13 protein-coding genes and 1 pseudogene are annotated in these 17,153 nt (G+C 56.9%); 6 read left to right on the forward strand and 8 right to left on the reverse strand.

Annotation, left to right across the window (positions count from 1 at the left end; all coding sequences use genetic code 11):
* The first annotated feature begins 68 nt into the window (after nt 1-68).
* Nucleotides 69-2,804: a two-component sensor histidine kinase BarA gene (gene barA / locus F3I20_RS13350; RefSeq protein ID WP_150014652.1), complete on the forward strand. Its 2,736-nt coding sequence runs from the start codon at nt 69-71 to the stop codon at nt 2,802-2,804.
* A gap of 171 nt (nt 2,805-2,975) precedes the next feature.
* Here barA and F3I20_RS13355 read toward each other — a convergent pair whose 3' ends face one another.
* The 6 genes from F3I20_RS13355 to F3I20_RS13380 all read right to left on the reverse strand — a co-directional run bounded on the left by F3I20_RS13355 (nt 2,976) and on the right by F3I20_RS13380 (nt 9,955).
* Nucleotides 2,976-4,115: a glycerate kinase gene (locus tag F3I20_RS13355; RefSeq protein WP_150014654.1), complete on the reverse strand. Its 1,140-nt coding sequence runs from the start codon at nt 4,113-4,115 to the stop codon at nt 2,976-2,978.
* 73 nt (nt 4,116-4,188) lie between these two features.
* Nucleotides 4,189-5,073 (reverse strand): 2-hydroxy-3-oxopropionate reductase, encoded by an 885-nt coding sequence (gene garR, locus F3I20_RS13360; protein WP_150014656.1) that lies wholly within the window; start codon nt 5,071-5,073, stop codon nt 4,189-4,191.
* 19 nt (nt 5,074-5,092) lie between these two features.
* Complete coding sequence (gene garL, locus F3I20_RS13365; RefSeq protein ID WP_150014658.1) at nt 5,093-5,863, reverse strand: 2-dehydro-3-deoxyglucarate aldolase; 771 nt, start codon at nt 5,861-5,863, stop codon at nt 5,093-5,095.
* Between the two features lie 45 nt (nt 5,864-5,908).
* Nucleotides 5,909-7,240, reverse strand: a complete 1,332-nt coding sequence (gene gudD, locus F3I20_RS13370) for a glucarate dehydratase (RefSeq protein ID WP_150037778.1) — start codon at nt 7,238-7,240, stop codon at nt 5,909-5,911.
* Between the two features lie 10 nt (nt 7,241-7,250).
* On the reverse strand, nt 7,251-8,597 hold the full coding sequence (locus tag F3I20_RS13375; RefSeq protein WP_150014662.1) for an enolase C-terminal domain-like protein: 1,347 nt from the start codon (nt 8,595-8,597) through the stop codon (nt 7,251-7,253).
* Nucleotides 8,594-9,955 (reverse strand): MFS transporter, encoded by a 1,362-nt coding sequence (locus tag F3I20_RS13380; protein WP_150037779.1) that lies wholly within the window; start codon nt 9,953-9,955, stop codon nt 8,594-8,596. Before F3I20_RS13380 ends, F3I20_RS13375 begins: the two co-directional genes overlap by 4 nt.
* Before the next feature lie 566 nt (nt 9,956-10,521).
* On the opposite strand from F3I20_RS13380, the gene garD reads away from it, so the two are divergent.
* Entirely contained in the window at nt 10,522-12,081 is a 1,560-nt protein-coding gene (gene garD, locus F3I20_RS13385) for a galactarate dehydratase (RefSeq protein ID WP_150037780.1), read from the forward strand.
* Nucleotides 12,082-12,350: 269 nt separating this feature from the next.
* Here the strand turns inward: garD and F3I20_RS13390 are convergent, their stop codons facing one another.
* Nucleotides 12,351-13,271, reverse strand: a complete 921-nt coding sequence (locus F3I20_RS13390) for a DMT family transporter (protein WP_150014668.1) — start codon at nt 13,269-13,271, stop codon at nt 12,351-12,353.
* Between the two features lie 179 nt (nt 13,272-13,450).
* Here F3I20_RS13390 and F3I20_RS13395 point away from each other — a divergent pair, with 179 nt between their 5' ends.
* From F3I20_RS13395 to F3I20_RS13410, 4 genes are all read left to right on the forward strand, one after another.
* Nucleotides 13,451-14,290: an ABC transporter substrate-binding protein gene (locus F3I20_RS13395; RefSeq protein ID WP_150014670.1), complete on the forward strand. Its 840-nt coding sequence runs from the start codon at nt 13,451-13,453 to the stop codon at nt 14,288-14,290.
* Nucleotides 14,291-14,377: 87 nt separating this feature from the next.
* Nucleotides 14,378-15,007 carry a 5-oxoprolinase subunit PxpB gene (gene pxpB / locus F3I20_RS13400; protein WP_223811656.1) on the forward strand — a complete coding sequence of 210 codons (630 nt, stop codon included), beginning with the start codon at nt 14,378-14,380 and terminating at the stop codon, nt 15,005-15,007.
* Nucleotides 15,004-15,990, forward strand: coding sequence for a 5-oxoprolinase subunit C family protein (locus F3I20_RS13405; protein ID WP_150014674.1), 987 nt, complete (start codon nt 15,004-15,006; stop codon nt 15,988-15,990). Before pxpB ends, F3I20_RS13405 begins: the two co-directional genes overlap by 4 nt.
* 61 nt (nt 15,991-16,051) lie before the next feature.
* A complete protein-coding gene (locus tag F3I20_RS13410; RefSeq protein ID WP_150014676.1) occupies nt 16,052-16,822 on the forward strand; it encodes a LamB/YcsF family protein in 771 nt (256 codons plus the stop codon).
* A gap of 47 nt (nt 16,823-16,869) precedes the next feature.
* On the opposite strand, the pseudogene F3I20_RS13415 reads toward F3I20_RS13410, so the two are convergent.
* A pseudogene (locus F3I20_RS13415) lies at nt 16,870-17,073 on the reverse strand (integrase core domain-containing protein); the annotation flags it as partial.
* Between the last annotated feature and the right edge of the window lie 80 nt (nt 17,074-17,153).

Genomic DNA, 17,153 nt, shown 5'->3' on the forward strand with positions numbered 1-17,153 from the left:
AACGGCCTGCATCGTTTTGTCGACAGCATGCACAGGGACGTTAATGCCGGAGTAGCCAGGCGACTATTATGACCAAATACAGCCTGCGGGCGCGAATGATGATTTTAATTCTGGCACCCACGCTGATGGTTGGCCTGCTGCTCAGCTCATTTTTTGTGGTGCATCGCTACAATGAGCTACAGCGCCAGGTGATCGATGCCGGGGCTAACATCATCGAACCCCTGGCGATCTCCAGCGAATACAGCATGACGTGGCACAACCGGGATGCCATGCGTGAACTGGTCAGCCTGCTGCATCGCCGCCATTCCAGCATCGTCCGGGCCATCTCGGTGTTTGACAATCACAATCAGCTCTATGTCACCTCTAACCACAAGCAAAATCTCAGCCTGCTGCAACAGGATGATATCCGCGCCCTGCCTGACGATGTCTCAATGGAGCGCCACGGCAGCCTATTAATTCTGCGTACGCCGATTACCTCCGAGCGTTACGATGTGGATGAATTACCGGATGAAGATGCCAAGCCAGCGGGCAATCCGCTGGGCTATGTTGCGATTGAACTTGATATGCAGTCGGTGCGCCTGCAGCAGTACAAAGAGGTGTTTGTTGCCACGCTGATGCTGCTCTTCTGCCTTTGTCTTGCCATGCTGTTTGCTTATCGTCTGATGCGCGATGTCACCGGCCCGATCCGCAATATGGTTACCACCGTTGACCGTATCCGTCGCGGCCAGCTCGACAGCCGCGTTGAGGGCTACATGCTGGGTGAACTCAACATTCTGAAAAACGGCATTAACGCGATGGCGATGTCGCTGACCGCCTATCACGAAGAGATGCAGCACAATATCGACCAGGCAACCTGGGATTTAAGAGAGACGCTGGAGCAGCTGGAAATTCAGAATGTTGAACTGGATCTGGCGAAGAAACGCGCGCAGGAGGCGGCGCGTATTAAATCTGAGTTTCTGGCCAATATGTCGCATGAGCTGCGAACGCCGCTCAATGGCGTACTGGGCTTTACCCGACAGATGCTGAAAACCCAGCTGCGCACCACCCAACGCGACTATATGCAAACCATTGAACGCTCAGCCAATAACCTGCTTAGTATTATCAACGACGTGCTCGATTTTTCGAAGCTGGAAGCGGGCAAGCTGATGCTGGAGGCGATCCCCTTCCCGCTGCGCGCCACGCTGGATGAGACCCTGGTGCTGCTGGCACCGTCGGCACATGAAAAGGGGCTGGAGCTGACGGTGGTGTGTGACAGCAGCGTGCCGGATAACGTGATTGGCGATGCGCTGCGCCTGCAACAGATTCTGATCAACCTGATTGGTAACGCCATTAAGTTTACCGAGCAGGGTTACATCGGCCTGCGCGTCGGACAGCGGGTGATTACCCAGTCACGCGTCGAGCTGGAGATTCAGGTTGAGGACACCGGCATCGGCATCTCTGAGCAGCAGCAGACACAGCTGTTCCAGGCGTTTCGTCAGGCTGACGCCAGCATTACGCGCCGCCATGGCGGCACCGGGCTGGGTCTGGTCATCACTCAGAAGCTGGTGCGAGAGATGGGAGGTGAAATCACCTTCAGCAGCCAGCCGGATCAGGGGTCGACCTTTGTGATTCGCGTACAGCTGGATCTCAATCCTAATGCGCCCGGTATGCCTCGCGTGCTGGATGCGCTGTCCCATGCGCGCATTGCCTATGTGGAAGCGGATGCTAACGTTGCCAGCGCCGCGCTGGAGATGCTGAGCGCTACCCCATTGCAGATCGACTACAGCGAAACGCTGGAGGGACTAAAAGCGTCTCACTATCCGCTGCTGCTGATGGCGATGCCGGTCGGTTTCAGCCAGCCTGAACTGCTTAATGAGCGCCTGATCAATGGGCTGCTTGATCGGGCAGACAACGTGCTGATGGCCCTTCCCAGCCCGATGATGTTGCTGGCTGATGAACTAAAGGTACGCGGCATTGACGGCTGCATCGCTAAGCCGATCTCTCTGACGCGGCTTCTGCCGATGTTACTGGATCTCCATACCCGCCAGGTCAGCGAACTGCCGCTGTCACCGCGACTGCCGCTGACGGTGATGGCAGTGGATGATAACCCGGCCAACCTCAAGCTGATTGGCGCGCTGCTGGAGGAGCAGGTGCAGAACATCCTGCTATGCAGCAGCGCAGAACACGCCATCCGTGAAGCGCGTCAGCAGTCGCTGGATGTGATTCTGATGGATATTCAGATGCCTGAGATTGATGGCATTCGCGCCAGTGAAATTATCCGGGGGCTGCCGCATCACGCAAATACACCGATTGTGGCGGTGACCGCACATGCCATTGATGGCGAGCGTGAACAGCTGATCAAGGCGGGTATGAATGACTATCTTGCCAAGCCGATTGATGAGAGCAAGCTGAGACAGCTGCTGGCGCGCTATACGCCGCCGCCGGTGGTCTCCCTGCCTGAACTGCAGCCAATATTACCGACGCTGGACTGGCAGCTGGCGCTGCGACAGGCGGCAAACAAACCCGAGCTGGCGCGCGATCTGCTGCGAATGCTGCTGGAGTTTTTACCGGAAGTGCATGCGAAGATGGCGCAGTTTATGACGACCAATGAGGTCAACGCCCTGCGTGAAATTATTCACAAGCTGCACGGCAGTGCCAGCTACAGCGGCGTGCCGCGCATGAAGCAACTTTGTCATCAGCTGGAACGAGGATTGCTGGAGGCCAGCGATATCGCCGCGCTGGAGCCGGAACTACTGGAGCTGCAGGATGAGATGGAGAACGTTGCCAGAGAAGCCCGGCGACTGTTGGGGTTCGGGGAGGTCTGACCGGCCTGTTGCCACGCCAGCTATACGCGCAAACCCTAACCGGCAGGAGCTTTAGCTTCCGCTGACGCACCTGTCCCCAGGGTAAAGGGCTGATGCCGTAAAACTATGTTTACCGCCAGCATCACCGTCAGGACTATCAGGCTCGCATTGCCTGGCCGGATATCATAACAGTCAGTGAAATCCGGCCAGTTTTAGCGTCGCGGCCACATTACGCGCCGTCATCTCAACATTCTTTCCGGCATTCGCGAGTGCCTCATCCAGCGTACAGACGCTGTAAAGCACGCTGAATACCGCATCAATCCCATGCTGATGCACCACGCCGACATCTGCCGTCAGGCTTCCGGCGATGCCAATCACCGGCTTGTTAAAACGCTTTGCCACGCTGGCGACCCCAATCGGCACCTTGCCATTAATACTCTGGCTGTCGATACGCCCTTCACCGGTAATCACCAGGTCCGCATCTTTGACTTCTTCAGCCAGCCCCAGCGCCTCAGTAACAATCTCAATGCCGCGCCGCAGCTCCGCCTGACAGAAGGCGTGCAGCGCCGCGCCCATGCCGCCCGCTGCACCGCCGCCGGGAATATGCAGCACATCGATGTCGAGATCGCGGTGGATAATCGCGGCGTAATGGGCCAGCGCCTGATCGAGCTGCTGCACCAGCGCCGGGGTCGCCCCTTTCTGCGGACCGAAAATGGCCGATGCGCCCTCTTTGCCGGTCAGCGGATTAGTGACGTCACAGGCCACTTCAATGCGGCACTGATGGATGCGGGCATCCAGGGCGTCAATATCAATGCTGGCGAGCTGAGAGAGCGCGCCACCACCGTGACCAATCTCGTTGCCCTGGGTGTCGAGCAATCGGGCACCGAGCGCCTGCATCATCCCGGCACCGCCGTCGTTGGTGGCGCTACCGCCAATACCAATGATGATGTGACCGACGCCCTTATCCAGCGCATGTCTGATCAACTCGCCGGTGCCGAATGAGGTCGTGATCAACGGGTCACGCTGTGAAGCGGGCACCCGCTCCAGTCCGCTAGCCGCTGCCATTTCGATATAAGCAGTGGACTCATCGCCGGACAAGCCATAAAAGGCGTCGACCTGCGTGCCCAGCGGCCCGGTCACCTTCAGCCTGACGATTTTTCCCTTCGTCGCCGCCACCATCGCTTCTACCGTGCCTTCGCCACCGTCGGCAACCGGTATTTTCACGTAATGCGCATCGGGAAAAATATCACGGAAACCCGCTTCAATCGCCGATGCCACATCCAGGGCGGATAAACTCTCTTTATATGAATCCGGTGCGATTACGATTTTCATAGGCAATCCGAGCGCAGTTGAGTAATTAAAACGGCTCCTGACCAGTCCGGTTTGGAGAGACCGGCACCGGGTTTTAGCGGACGATTTCAACCTTCGCTAACTTCTCATAATAGCAGGCCAGCGCGCTGTGGTCGGCGTTACCCTGTCCATCGTTGCGCAGCGCCTGCATCATCTCCATCACCGCCGCCGTCAGCGGCAGATGCGCGCCGATGCTGTGCGACGTGTCCAGCGCGTTCGCCAGATCTTTGATATGCAGGTCGATACGAAAGCCTGGCCTGAAGTTGCGATCCATCACCATCGGCGCTTTGGCATCCAGTACTGTGCTGCCCGCCAGCCCACCGCGAATCGCCTGATAAACCAGATCCGGATTTACCCCCGCTTTAGTCGCCAGCGACAGCGCCTCGGACATTGCCGCAATGTTCAGCGCCACAATCACCTGGTTTGCCAGCTTGGTGACGTTACCTGCACCGATGTCGCCGGTATGGACGACCGATCCGGCCATGGATTTCATGATGTCATAGCAGGAATCGAACACGGCTTTATCACCGCCGACCATCACAGAGAGCGTGCCTTCAATCGCTTTTGGTTCGCCGCCGCTGACCGGCGCATCCAGCATTTTTATCTGCTTTTCTGCCAGCGCATCATGCACTTCCCGGCTCGCCAGCGGCGCAATGGAACTCATGTCTATCACCACCAGGCCCGGCTTCGCCCCTTCAATGATACCGTTTTTCCCCAGGCAGACCTCGATCACCTGCGGCGAGTTCGGCACCATGGTAATCACCACATCACACTGCTCAGCCACCTCTTTTGGCGTTTTCGCCACGGTCGCGCCCAGTTCCGTCAGCTCTGCTTCGTTTTCGGCGTTGTGATCGCGTACCACCAGCGAATAACCGGCTTTTACCAGATTCTTACTCATGGGTTTGCCCATAATGCCCAGGCCGATGAATCCAATTTTCATTGCGTTTCCCCTTGATTGATTAACGCTTAAATTTGTCGCATAACGCCTGCGAGGCGTTGCGGAACATCCCGACATCGCTGCCGACGGCCACAAAGGTGGCACCCCACTCCAGATAGCGACGCGCGTCCGCTTCCACCGGTGCCAGAATGCCGCTCGGCTTACCGGCGGCTCTGGCACGTTCAAAAATGTGTTTAATCACTTTCAGCACTTCAGGATGCGCAGGCTGGCCGAGATAGCCCAGTGCAGCGGAAAGATCGCCCGGCCCGACAAAAATACCGTCGACGCCGTCAACGGCTGCAATGGCATCAATGTTGTCGACTGCCTGCTGGGTTTCGATCTGCACCAGCACCGTGATGTTGTCATTGATGGTGCTGTTGTAATCCGGCAACGTGCCGTACATGTTGCTGCGGTGCGATACCGAGACACCGCGAATCCCGGCGGGCGGATAGCGGGTTGAGGCGACCGCACGCAGTGCTTCCTCTTCGGTCTCGACAAACGGCACCAGAAAGTTATTAAACCCGATATCCAGCAGTCGCTTAATGATCACCGGCTCGTTGCAGGGCGGACGCACCACGGGGGCGCTGTGGCTGCCTTTCAGTGCCATCAGCTGCGGCACGAAGGTCGTGATGTCGTTGGGTGCGTGTTCGCCATCCAGTACCAGCCAGTCGAAACCGGCCAGCCCCAGGATTTCAGTTGAGATCGGACTGGCCAGCGCACACCAGCTGCCAATCAGGGTGTCGCCCGCTAACAGGCGACGACGAAATCCATTGGGCCAGGCTGCATTACTCATGGTTGAACTCCTGTGACGGTGGCTCCGCGGCGGGAGCCAGAAAGGTTAACGTACCAGGCACGGACGCTTATTGTCGAACGTCCATCCCGGTACTAAAAATTGCATCGCTTCAGCATCGTCACGCGCGCCCAGCCCCTGCTTCTGATAGAGCGCATTAGCCTGCATCACCTGATCCATATCCAGCTCTACGCCAAGACCCGGCTTCTGCGGCACCTGCACCATGCCGCCTTTAATCCGGAGCGGCTCTTTGGTCAGGCGCTGATTGCCCTCCTGCCAGATCCAGTGGGTATCAATAGCGGTGATGGCACCCGGCGCGGCGGCAGCAACATGGGTAAACATCGCCAGCGAAATATCAAAGTGGTTGTTAGAGTGCGAGCCCCAGGTCAGGCCGAAGTCGTGACACATCTGCGCCACCCGCACGGAGCCCTGCATGGTCCAGAAGTGCGGATCGGCCAGGGGAATGTCCACCGACTGCAGCGACAGGGTATGCCCCATCTGCCGCCAGTCGGTGGCGATCATATTGGTGGCGGTGGGCATGCCGGTCGCACGACGGAACTCCGCCATCACTTCACGACCTGAATAGCCCTGCTCTGCGCCACAGGGATCTTCTGCGTAGGCCAGCACATCTTTGAGCTGTTTGCCGAGCATGATTGCCTCATTGAGCGACCAGGCCCCGTTGGGATCGAGGGTAATACGGGCTTCAGGAAAACGTTTTGCCAGCGCCGTGACCGCTTCGGCCTCTTCACCGCCGCGTAGCACGCCACCTTTGAGCTTGAAGTCGTTAAAGCCATATTTCTCATAAGCCGCTTCTGCCAGGCGCACTACCGCATCCGGCGTTAATGCCTCTTCGTGGCGCAGGCGATACCAGTCGCACGGATCGTCTTGCTGATTCTGATAAGAGAGCGAGGTTTTATTGCGGTCGCCGATGTAGAACAGGTAGCCGAGCATCTCAACGCTGTCGCGCTGCTGCCCGTCGCCCAGCAGCGAGGCGACGTTGACGCCCAGGTGCTGGCCCAGCAGATCAAGCAGCGCGGCTTCAATGCCGGTCACCACATGGATTGTGGTGCGCAGATCAAACGTCTGGTTACCGCGCCCGTTCGCATCACGGTCAGCAAAAGTGCTTCGCACCAGGCTGAGGGTATTTTTGTACTCACCCAGCGTTTTGCCGACCACCAGCGAGGCGGCATCTTCCAGCGTCTGGCGGATTTTCTCGCCGCCTGGAATTTCGCCGACGCCGGTGTGTCCGGCATTATCTTTGATAATCACAATGTTGCGGGTAAAGAATGGCGAGTGAGCGCCGCTGAGGTTCAGCAGCATGCTGTCGTAGCCTGCGACCGGAATAACCTGCATGGCGGTCACTTTCGGTGTTGAACTCATCTCCTGCTCCTTATGCTGTTGTCCGGCCAAATGCCGGGCGCTTGCGGTCAAATGTCCAGCCGGGGATCAGATACTGCATCGCCGTCGCGTCGTTACGCGCACCGGCGGGCAGTGACTGATAAAGCTGATGGGCTTTGTTTACCTGCTCCCAGTCGAGCTCAATGCCCAGACCCGGTGCATCCGGTACGGCAATTTTTCCGTTGCGGATTTGCAGCGGATTTTTGGTCAGGCGCTGATCGCCCTCCTGCCAGATCCAGTGGGTATCAATCGCGGTGGGATTGCCCGGTGCCGCCGCACCCACATGGGTGAACATTGCCAGAGAAATATCGAAGTGGTTATTGGAGTGGCAACCCCAGGTAAGGCCCCACTCATCGCATAGCTGCGCGACACGCACGGCACCGCTCAGTGTCCAGAAGTGCGGATCCGCCAGCGGAATATCGACCGCATTCAGCATCACCGCGTGGTTCATCTCGCGCCAGTTAGTGGCAATCATATTGGTCGCGACCGGCAGGCCGGTGGCGCGCCGGAACTCGGCCATCACTTCACGCCCCGAATAGCCCTGCTCTGCTCCACAGGGATCTTCGGCGTAGCTCAGCACATCCTGCATCCCTTTACACAGCGCTATCGCCTCGTCCAGCAGCCAGGCACCGTTGGGGTCGACCGTGATGCGCGCGCCGGGAAAGCGCTGCTTAAGCGCTGCCGCCGTAGCGATCTCCTGCTCGCCGGGGAGCACGCCACCTTTGAGCTTGAAATCTTTAAAGCCGTACTTATCCTGTGCCGCCTCAGCCAGACGCACCACGGCATCGCTGGTCAGCGCTTCCTGATGACGCAGGTGATACCAGTCGTGGCTGGCCTGATCGCCACTGAGATAAGGGAGATCGGTTTTGCGACGGTCGCCGAGATAGAACAGATAGCCCAGCACCGTGACTTCATCACGCTGCTTGCCCGGCCCCAGCAGTTCAGCCACAGGGACGCCCAGACACTGCCCCAGTAAATCGAGCAGCGCCGCTTCCAGCGCAGCCACCGCATTGACGCGCAGTTCAAAGGTCCAGGCACCGTTGCCAAAGGTAGTGAAGTCAGCCGACTGATTCCCTTTGTGCACCTGCTGCACCAGGCGGTTCATGCGGGCAATCTGCTGACCTTTCACCTGCGGAATTGCCTCCACCAGCGTCTGATAGATGGTGTCGCCGCCTGGCGCTTCACCGACGCCGGTGTGACCGGCGCTGTCGGTTAGCACCACAATGTTGCGGGTAAAACAGGCGTTGTGCGCACCGCCAATATTAAGCAGCATGCTGTCGTAACCGGCGACCGGGATAACCTGCATCTCAGTAATCACCGGGGAACGTTGCGTATTCATGATGCATCCTTACCGGGCCAGGATTTCAGTTCGACACGTTTAATATCGCCAGCAATGACCAGGAAGCTGAAGGCTGCGACAAAAGCATGAATGCCGACATAGACCAGCGCACCTTCAAAGGAACCACTGGTGGCGATGATGTAACCGATAGCGATAGGGGTCACGATGCCGGAGAAGTTACCGAACATATTGAACAGGCCGCCGCTGAGACCGCTGATCTCTTTCGGTGCGGTATCGGCCATCACCGCCCAGCCCAGCGCGCCAATGCCTTTACCAAAGAACGCCAGTGCCATAAAGAACACCACCATCCATTCGGTTTCGGTGTAGTTGCACATCACCATCGAAATGGAGAGCAGCATGCCGAGCACGATTGGCGTTTTACGCGCGATATTCAGCGATCCGGTTTTCCGCATCAGCCAGTCAGAGATGACTCCGCCCAGAACGCCGCCGAGGAAGCCGCACACCGCCGGAACCGAGGCGATAAAGCCCGCTTTGAGAATCGACATGCCGCGCGCCTGCACCAGATAGACCGGGAACCAGGTGATGAAAAAGTAAGTCAGGGCGTTGACACAGTACTGACCAAGGTAGATACCCAGCATCATGCGTGACGTCAGCAGCTGCTTGATCTGGAACCACTTCTCGCTCCAGCCCACCTTGCGGGTATCCTTTTTAACATCCATGTTAATCAGTGCGCCGCCCTGCTCCATATACGCCAGTTCCGCTTTGTTCACGCCGGGATGATCGGTAGGATCGTGGATCACTTTCAGCCAGATAAAACTGAGGATGATGCCCAGGCCGCCCATGAACCAGAATACGTGCGCCCAGCCCACTTCAGAGACCAGCCAGCCCATGATAGGTGCAAAGATCACGGTGGCGAAGTATTGCGCGGAGTTGAAGATCGCTACCGCCGTGCCGCGCTCCTGCGCCGGGAACCAGGCAGCTACAATCCGGCTATTGCCGGGGAAGGAGGGCGCTTCAGCCAGACCGACCATGAAACGCAGGATAAACAGCGACATGATGATGCCGAAGCCGCTGAAGATATCCACGAAACCCTGCAGCAGCGTAAACAGCGACCAGGTAAAGATGCTCCAGAAATAGACGCGTTTAGAGCCGAAGCGGTCGAGCAGCCAGCCGCCCGGAATCTGCCCGATAACATACGCCCATGAGAAGGCAGAGAAGATATAGCCAAGTCCGACCGAATCGAGACCGATATCTTTGGACATCGCGGAACCGGCAATCGAGATGGTTGCGCGGTCACCGTAGTTGAATGAGGTGACGATAAATAACATCACCACAATCCAGTAGCGGGCATTGGTGCGCTTCTGCACCGTTTCCGCGGTCTGGCTGAAACTATTCATGATGCACTCCTGAAATATAGCGTGAGCTACATTCGCTCTGACTGCATACACATCGCGTTGGGTATCAGAGAGAAGTTGGGTTAAACACGGCGATCTTTTTTGTTCTGGCAAACCTTTATTTATCCATCTGCGAAGGGGCAGCCAATGCGCTTCTGCAACCTCTGCGGATGAGTAATACGTCGTGACAGATAACCTGACTTTGGCTAACGGAGCCCAGTATAAGAACAGCCTGAAGCGAGCACATTGGCACATCGCCCTGGAATAACGCCTGCGGTGAATTGATTGTGTGGCGGATGCACAAAACGCTGCGGGATGGCTCACGAAAGCGGCAAATAACCGGGCGAAAACCGCCTCAGGTAACGCTTTCCCCCGCTGTTTGTGAGGCTCTTCACTTGCTTCTGGATAATCGCCCCAAATCAATAAGGCGAATTGTCTCAATGGTGGTCATTTGCACAATGCGCACCCTGCTCCGCCTCCTTATACTGGAGATGGCAAACAAACGTGTGACAGGTCAGAACATTACAGCGTGCCGCACAAGTACGGCACGACAGACGGGAAGGTGAGCGATGTACCCCAAATCAGATGAACAACCGCTCTATATCAAAGTTCATGAGCACGACAATGTGGCGATTGTGGTCAACAGCCTGGGTCTGCCAGCCGGCACGCAGTTTGCGGATGGCCTGACACTCACGGAGCATGTGCCACAGGGTCACAAAGTGGCGCTGCACGCCATTAACCAGGGTGCGGAGATCGTGCGTTATGGTGAAGTCATCGGCTATGCACTACGGGATATTGCCCAGGGCAGCTGGATTGATGAGTCGCTGGTCGCGCTGCCGGAAGCGCCTCCGCTGGCGAGTCTGCCGTTAGCCACGCAGGTTCCGCCTGAATTACCGCCGCTGGAAGGCTATACCTTTGAAGGTTATCGCAATGCGGATGGCAGCGTCGGCACGCGTAACCTGCTCGGCATCACCACCAGCGTCCACTGTGTGGCCGGTGTGGTGGATCATGTCGTACAGATCATTGAACGGGATTTACTGCCGCGCTATCCGAATGTGGATGGCGTGGTCGCGCTCAACCACCTTTATGGCTGCGGCGTGGCGATTAATGCACCCGCGGCGGTCGTGCCGATTCGCACCATTCATAACCTGGCGCTGAATGCCAATTTCGGTGGCGAAGTCATGATCGTCAGCCTTGGCTGTGAGAAGTTACAGCCGGAGCGTCTGCTGACCGGCACGCCCGATGTGCAGGCGATTTCGCTGGACGATCATGACATTGTGCGCCTGCAGGATGAAAAGCTGGTGGGCTTTGGTGCGATGGTGAATGAGATTCTGCAGGTGGCGGAGCGTCATCTCCAGCGGCTGAATCAGCGCCAGCGTGAAACCTGTTCTGCTGCAGAACTGATTGTCGGCATGCAGTGCGGTGGCAGCGATGCATTCTCGGGCGTGACGGCGAATCCGGCAGTGGGCTACGCGTCCGACTTGCTGGTGCGCTGCGGTGCGACGGTGATGTTTTCGGAAGTCACTGAAGTGCGTGATGCGATTCACCTGCTGACGCCGCGGGTGATTAATCAGGAAGTCGGTAAGCGCTTACTGGAGGAGATGGCCTGGTATGACAACTACCTCGACCAGGGCCAGACCGATCGCAGCGCGAATCCGTCGCCGGGCAATAAAAAAGGCGGACTGGCAAACGTGGTGGAAAAAGCGCTGGGGTCAATCGCCAAATCGGGGCGCAGCGCCATTGTCGAAGTGCTCTCGCCCGGTCAGCGACCTACGCGACGTGGCCTGATCTACGCGGCGACGCCCGCCAGCGATTTTGTCTGCGGTACGCAGCAGCTGGCGTCCGGTATCACGCTACAGGTTTTCACTACCGGTCGCGGAACGCCCTACGGTCTGGCTGCGATTCCGGTCATCAAGATGGCGACGCGTAATGCGCTGGCAGAGCGCTGGCACGATCTGATGGACATCAATGCCGGGACGATTGCGACTGGTGAAGAGAGTATTGAACAGGTGGGCTGGCGGTTATTTGAGTTGATTCTGGACATTGCCAGTGGCAGGAAGCAGACCTGGTCCGATCGCTGGGGCATCCGTAATCAGCTGGCGGTGTTTAACCCGGCACCGGTGACCTGACGATGAGGGGCGCGCAGGTTAGGCTTATCTTTTACGCTTTTATTTTCAAATCAGATAAAGCAGAGACTTACATGCGGGTCCGGTACGCGCTCGTGCAGGGTGACGTTAATGTGTGAAAAGAGGACTGTGTTAAGCAGCATACTAAAATGCACATGCAGGCCAGTCCTGACCTTAGGAGAAATGACGGCTTATTCCTATCACCGGGGTCCGCCAGGTCCTTGATGAAAATGCGTGTATTCAATTGGGTGCGTTTTCCTGGACTGGCCAGCTTAACCGGACGAACGAATGATCTGCGCTTTACGCTGGCGGCGATCGCTCCAGACGGTAAATATCCCTGCCAATGCGACAATTGCCGCGCCCATAATGGTCGACGGTCCTGGGAAGCTGTTGAGGAACAACCAGCCAATAACCATTGACCATACCAGCGTGGTGTAATCAAAAGGCGCTAATAACGACGCATCAGCATAGCGCAGACTCAGCGTCACCAGGATTTGCGCCATCCCACCAAAGAAACCGCAGCCGATAAGTAGCAATAGCTGCTGTGACGTGGGTACCGTCCAGCCAAATGCCAGTGTTCCCAGGCCAATCAGCATGGTCATCAGCGAAAAGTAGAACACGATGGCACCCGGTTGTTCAATACCATTCAGAAACCGGATTTGGACCATTGAGGTTGCAGTGCATACCGCAGCAATCAGTGCAAATATCGCGCCCAGCCCCGTGCCCGCCACGACATTCGCGGTTGAAAAGATGGAGCCGCTGGCAGCAAGGTTCGCTGAAAGCATGAGTATAATGCCGAAAAAACCTATCACCACCGCGATCCAGCGCGTTAAGCGCACCTGTTCTTTTAATAACAGTGCCGCCATGATCACTGTAAACAGCGGCGCAGCGTAACTGATTGCCGTGGCGTCAGCCAGCGTGATATAGACCAGCGCCAGATAATTGAAATACATCCCGCCTGTGCCGGAAAAGCCGCGAATCAGGTGGCCGAAAATATTCCTGGTTCTCAGACTACTAAGGATGTTCCCTTGTAGTTTTAGCCAGATGAGCAGTGGAATTAAGGCGACAAATGAGCGAAAGAAAATGACCTCCCCGGTGGGGATCGCGCCGCCCAACCCTTTCACACAAGCCAGCATCAGTGTCGCGCAGAGTGCCGACAGGATTTTCAGCAATACGCCAATTTTGCCATTCATCGTTATGCCTTTACACGCGAGTCGGTTAGCTGCTCTTAGTCTTTCTCAATCCGCCGTGCAGGACGTCATATAAATTGTGTATCGCCCGACAGGGTTTCCCTCTTACTGGCTTTTTTGCAAAGCCGATATAGTCCAGAACGATTGTCACAGGTGAATTAACACTTTCGGGGAACATGATAATGACATTAAAAAAATGCGCTTACGTTGCACTGGCCCTGCCACTGTTACTAACCTTTTCATCCGCAAAAGCGGATCTGCTTTCCGATATTAAAGCGCGCAATGAGCTGAAATGCGCGGTCTATTCCGATGTTCCACCCTTCTCTTCGCCGGACGCAAAAACACGTCAACTGGTGGGGATGGATGTGGACCTGTGCCATGCTCTGGCGAAACAGATGGGGGTGAAAGCGATCCTGATGCCGACCTCGGTGGAAGCGCGTATCGCTGTGATCGCCACGGGCCGTGCCGATGTGCTCATCGCCAACCTGGCGTACACCAAAACACGCGGTAAACAGATTCAGTTCAGTGACCCCTACTACGTGGCAAAAGAGATGCTGCTGGTGAAAAAGGCCAATGCAGGCAAGTCGCTGGACGATTTCAAAGGCAAACGCATCAGTGCTACCAAGGGCACCACGTCCGAGCAGTCGATTCATCTCAAAGGCGGTAAAGCTGTGACATTCCAGGATGCGGCGTCAGCATTCCTTGCCCTGCAACAAAACAAGGCGGTGGGGTTTGTCACCAACACCATGACCGGTATCAAAATGATTTCGCAGGCGAAGAAAGATGGCGTTGAGTTGGCGATGATCAAAGAGCCAATGGCGCTGGAACCCATTGGTGTCGGCATGAAACGTGACGAACCGTCATTGCTGGCCAGCGTCAACACCAGTCTGAAAGCAATGGATAATGATGGCACCATCGACAGGATCTGGGACACCTGGATTGGGCCAAAAACCGAATACAAAATGGTACGCGAAGAGCGCGTTCAGCCGCTCTCCAGTCTGAAATTCGAACCACTGGAATAACGGATGGGTGTTTTGGCGAGTGAACTGATAAGTCGTGCTCACCCTGTCATCACGGCAAACGACGGAGAGAACGTAACACTCTCGACCATGGGTGGTCGTGCGTGGCTGGTGGAGGCGCCAGGGGCATTCGATCTGCCAGCCCAGCGTCGTATCTGGTCACTGGCACAGCTGCTGGCGCAGCGAGATGACGTCGAGTCACTGATCCCGGGGGTGACCAACCTGCTGGTGCTGTTCCGCACAATTCAGACGGACAGCGAGGCGGTGGAAACGCAGCTACGCGATTACTGGAGTCAGGCCAGGGAGGTTCATCCGCAGGGTCAGTTGATTGAAATTCCGGTCTGTTACGGAGGCGAACACGCCACAGACCTGGCGGCAGTGTGTCAACACAGCGGATTTTCCGCCCGTGAGGTGATTCGACGTCACCATCAGGGTAAATACACCGTGTTTGCGCTCGGTAGCGCACCGGGATTTGGCTATTTACATGGCCTCGATCCGGCACTGGCGACGCCGCGCAAGAAAGTCCCGTCGCTCAATATGCTGAAAGGTACCGTCACCATTGGCGGCGCACAGGCAGGTGTCTCGGTACTCACCGGTCCGAACGGCTGGAATGCCATTGGTTATGCCGAAATCGAGGTGTTTGATCCCTATGCGGAAAGCCCGGCGCTGATGGCACCCGGTGACACTATTCGCTTCCTGCCGGAGAGGGTTGAGCTGTGATTGAGATTGAACAGAGTGGCGCGCTCAATACGGTGCAGGATTTGGGCCGTACTGCCTGGCGACAACTGGGGGTATCGGTAAGCGGGGCGATGGATGCGCTGGCACTTCGCGCCGGCAACCTGCTGTTAGGCAATGATGAAAACGCCGCGGCTATTGAAGTCCAGATGTTTCCGTTTCGCGTGCGTTTCCTGCGCGATGCCTGCATTGCGCTCACTGGCGCAGACTGCCGTGGACAGCTGGATGGCGTGGCGTTACCGCCGTGGTGGGGTTGCCGGGTGCGCAGCGGGCAGCTTCTGGAGTTGCGCTATCCGCGCTGCGGCGCACGCGGTTATCTGTGCGTAGCGGGCGGTATTGATGTGCCAGAAGTGATGGGTTCGCGCAGCACCGCGCTGCGCGGTAGCTTCGGCGGTTTCGCAGGCCGTCAGTTACAACGTGGCGATCGGTTGCCGATAGGTGTGACCAGCGTCCGGCCATTACCGACAACGGGGATCGGTATCGTACCGCCATTCGTCGCGCTGGGGTCGGTTTTTCCACGTAACCGCAACGGCCATATTCAGCTGCGTGCTATTCCTGCCGGTGAATATGCGTTATTCGCCGCTGACCATGAACGCTTCTGGCAGCAAAGCTGGCAGGTGTCACGGCAAAGCAACCGCACGGGCTATCGCCTTTCTGGTGAACCTATCCAGCCTTCGCAGAGTGTGGAGATGCGTTCCTATGGTCTGATCCCGGGCATCGTGCAGGTGCCGCCCGCCGGAGAACCCATAATTCAACTGAGCGATGCCAATACAGCAGGCGGCTACCCAAAAATCGCCTGCGTGATTGAAGAGGATTTATGGCAGCTCGGCCAGCTGCAGCCTGGACAGTCATTACAGCTGGTGCGCAGTGACGCGCGCGAGGCGCTGGCGATTAAGCAGGCGGTGGATGAGTGGCTGAATCGTCTGCGCCGCGATGTGCCGCCAATGAAGAACGTGGCGAATCTCTGAATCTCTGAATCTCTGAATCTCTGAATCTCTGAATCTCTGAATCTCTGAGCAGGACAAGATCATGAAAATCGATGTGAATTCTGATATGGGCGAAGGCTTTGGCGTCTGGCAGGTATGTGATGACGCGGCGCTGATGCAGGTGGTCTCATCCGCAAATGTGGCCTGTGGTTTCCATGCCGGTGATCCGTCTATTATGACGCGAATGGTGCGCCTGGCGAAGGCGCACGGCGTCGGCATTGGCGCACATCCTGGGCTGCCGGATCGCCAGGGCTTTGGCCGCCGTGAATTACCATTCAGCGCAGATGAATTGTGCCAGCAGGTGATTTACCAACTCGGTGCCCTCCGCGCCATCGCCTGCGCTGAAAGCACACGCGTGACGCACCTCAGCTTCCATGCTGCGATGGGCAATATTATTAATCGCGATGCAACGGTGGCATTGCAGGTGATGCAGGCGATTGCGCGCATCGATCCTGATCTGATTATCTTTGCCCAGCCGGACACGATCATTGAGCGGGCGGCGCAAAGCATTGGTCTGCCGACCCTGACGCTATTTCTCGCCGATCGTGCCTATGATGCTAAAGGTCAGCTGGTGCCGCGCGGCAAGCCGGGAGCGGTCATTACCACGGAAAGTGCCGTTCGCTCACGCGTGCGACAGTTTCTGCTGGAAGGGACGGTTACCACGATTGAAGGTGACCTGCTGCCTATTCGGGCACGCTCGATTCTGATCCACAGTGATACGCCGGGTTCGGTGGAACTGGCAGCGATAGTGCGTAACGAGATCGAAGCCAATGGCGGCAGCGTGTGTCCGGCCTCGGAGGTGCTGTTGGGATAACGACTAAGCGTTGTGACTAGACCCGCATAGGTTGACACGTTATGCCGTCAAAACGCCTGATGCACTGCATCAGGCGTTTTGTATTTCAGCAACAGATGTGGTCGCTGACTATTATGGATTTCAAGTGACTCTGCCACCATCCTCCCTGCCTGAATAACACCTTCCGGGTGAGTTATCAGCAGCTCGTTTTTCAGGATCCCATTAACCCTCTCCGCCAGCGCGTTCTGGTAACAGTCATAGCCATCTGTCATTTCGCCTTTTTCAGCCTGCTCAACGACAGCCAGTTTAAAGGACAGAGAGTATTGCGTTGTGTACGTTTAACATACTGTTT

This window comes from Candidatus Pantoea gossypiicola (genome assembly GCF_008632075.1).
GTDB lineage: Bacteria > Pseudomonadota > Gammaproteobacteria > Enterobacterales > Enterobacteriaceae > Pantoea > Pantoea gossypiicola.

What these genes read in the sequence shown, in the direction of transcription:
- F3I20_RS13380 (WP_150037779.1), bottom strand. Translation starts at nt 9,955, where the DNA reads ATGAATAGTTTCAGCCAGACCGCGGAAACGGTGCAGAAGCGCACCAAT.
- garR (WP_150014656.1), bottom strand. Translation starts at nt 5,073, where the DNA reads ATGAAAATTGGATTCATCGGCCTGGGCATTATGGGCAAACCCATGAGT.
- gudD (WP_150037778.1), bottom strand. Translation starts at nt 7,240, where the DNA reads ATGAGTTCAACACCGAAAGTGACCGCCATGCAGGTTATTCCGGTCGCA.
- F3I20_RS13395 (WP_150014670.1), top strand. Translation starts at nt 13,451, where the DNA reads ATGACATTAAAAAAATGCGCTTACGTTGCACTGGCCCTGCCACTGTTA.
- garL (WP_150014658.1), bottom strand. Translation starts at nt 5,863, where the DNA reads ATGAGTAATGCAGCCTGGCCCAATGGATTTCGTCGTCGCCTGTTAGCG.
- F3I20_RS13390 (WP_150014668.1), bottom strand. Translation starts at nt 13,271, where the DNA reads ATGAATGGCAAAATTGGCGTATTGCTGAAAATCCTGTCGGCACTCTGC.
- barA (WP_150014652.1), top strand. Translation starts at nt 69, where the DNA reads ATGACCAAATACAGCCTGCGGGCGCGAATGATGATTTTAATTCTGGCA.
- F3I20_RS13410 (WP_150014676.1), top strand. Translation starts at nt 16,052, where the DNA reads ATGAAAATCGATGTGAATTCTGATATGGGCGAAGGCTTTGGCGTCTGG.
- F3I20_RS13375 (WP_150014662.1), bottom strand. Translation starts at nt 8,597, where the DNA reads ATGAATACGCAACGTTCCCCGGTGATTACTGAGATGCAGGTTATCCCG.
- F3I20_RS13355 (WP_150014654.1), bottom strand. Translation starts at nt 4,115, where the DNA reads ATGAAAATCGTAATCGCACCGGATTCATATAAAGAGAGTTTATCCGCC.
- garD (WP_150037780.1), top strand. Translation starts at nt 10,522, where the DNA reads ATGTACCCCAAATCAGATGAACAACCGCTCTATATCAAAGTTCATGAG.
- pxpB (WP_223811656.1), top strand. Translation starts at nt 14,378, where the DNA reads ATGGGTGGTCGTGCGTGGCTGGTGGAGGCGCCAGGGGCATTCGATCTG.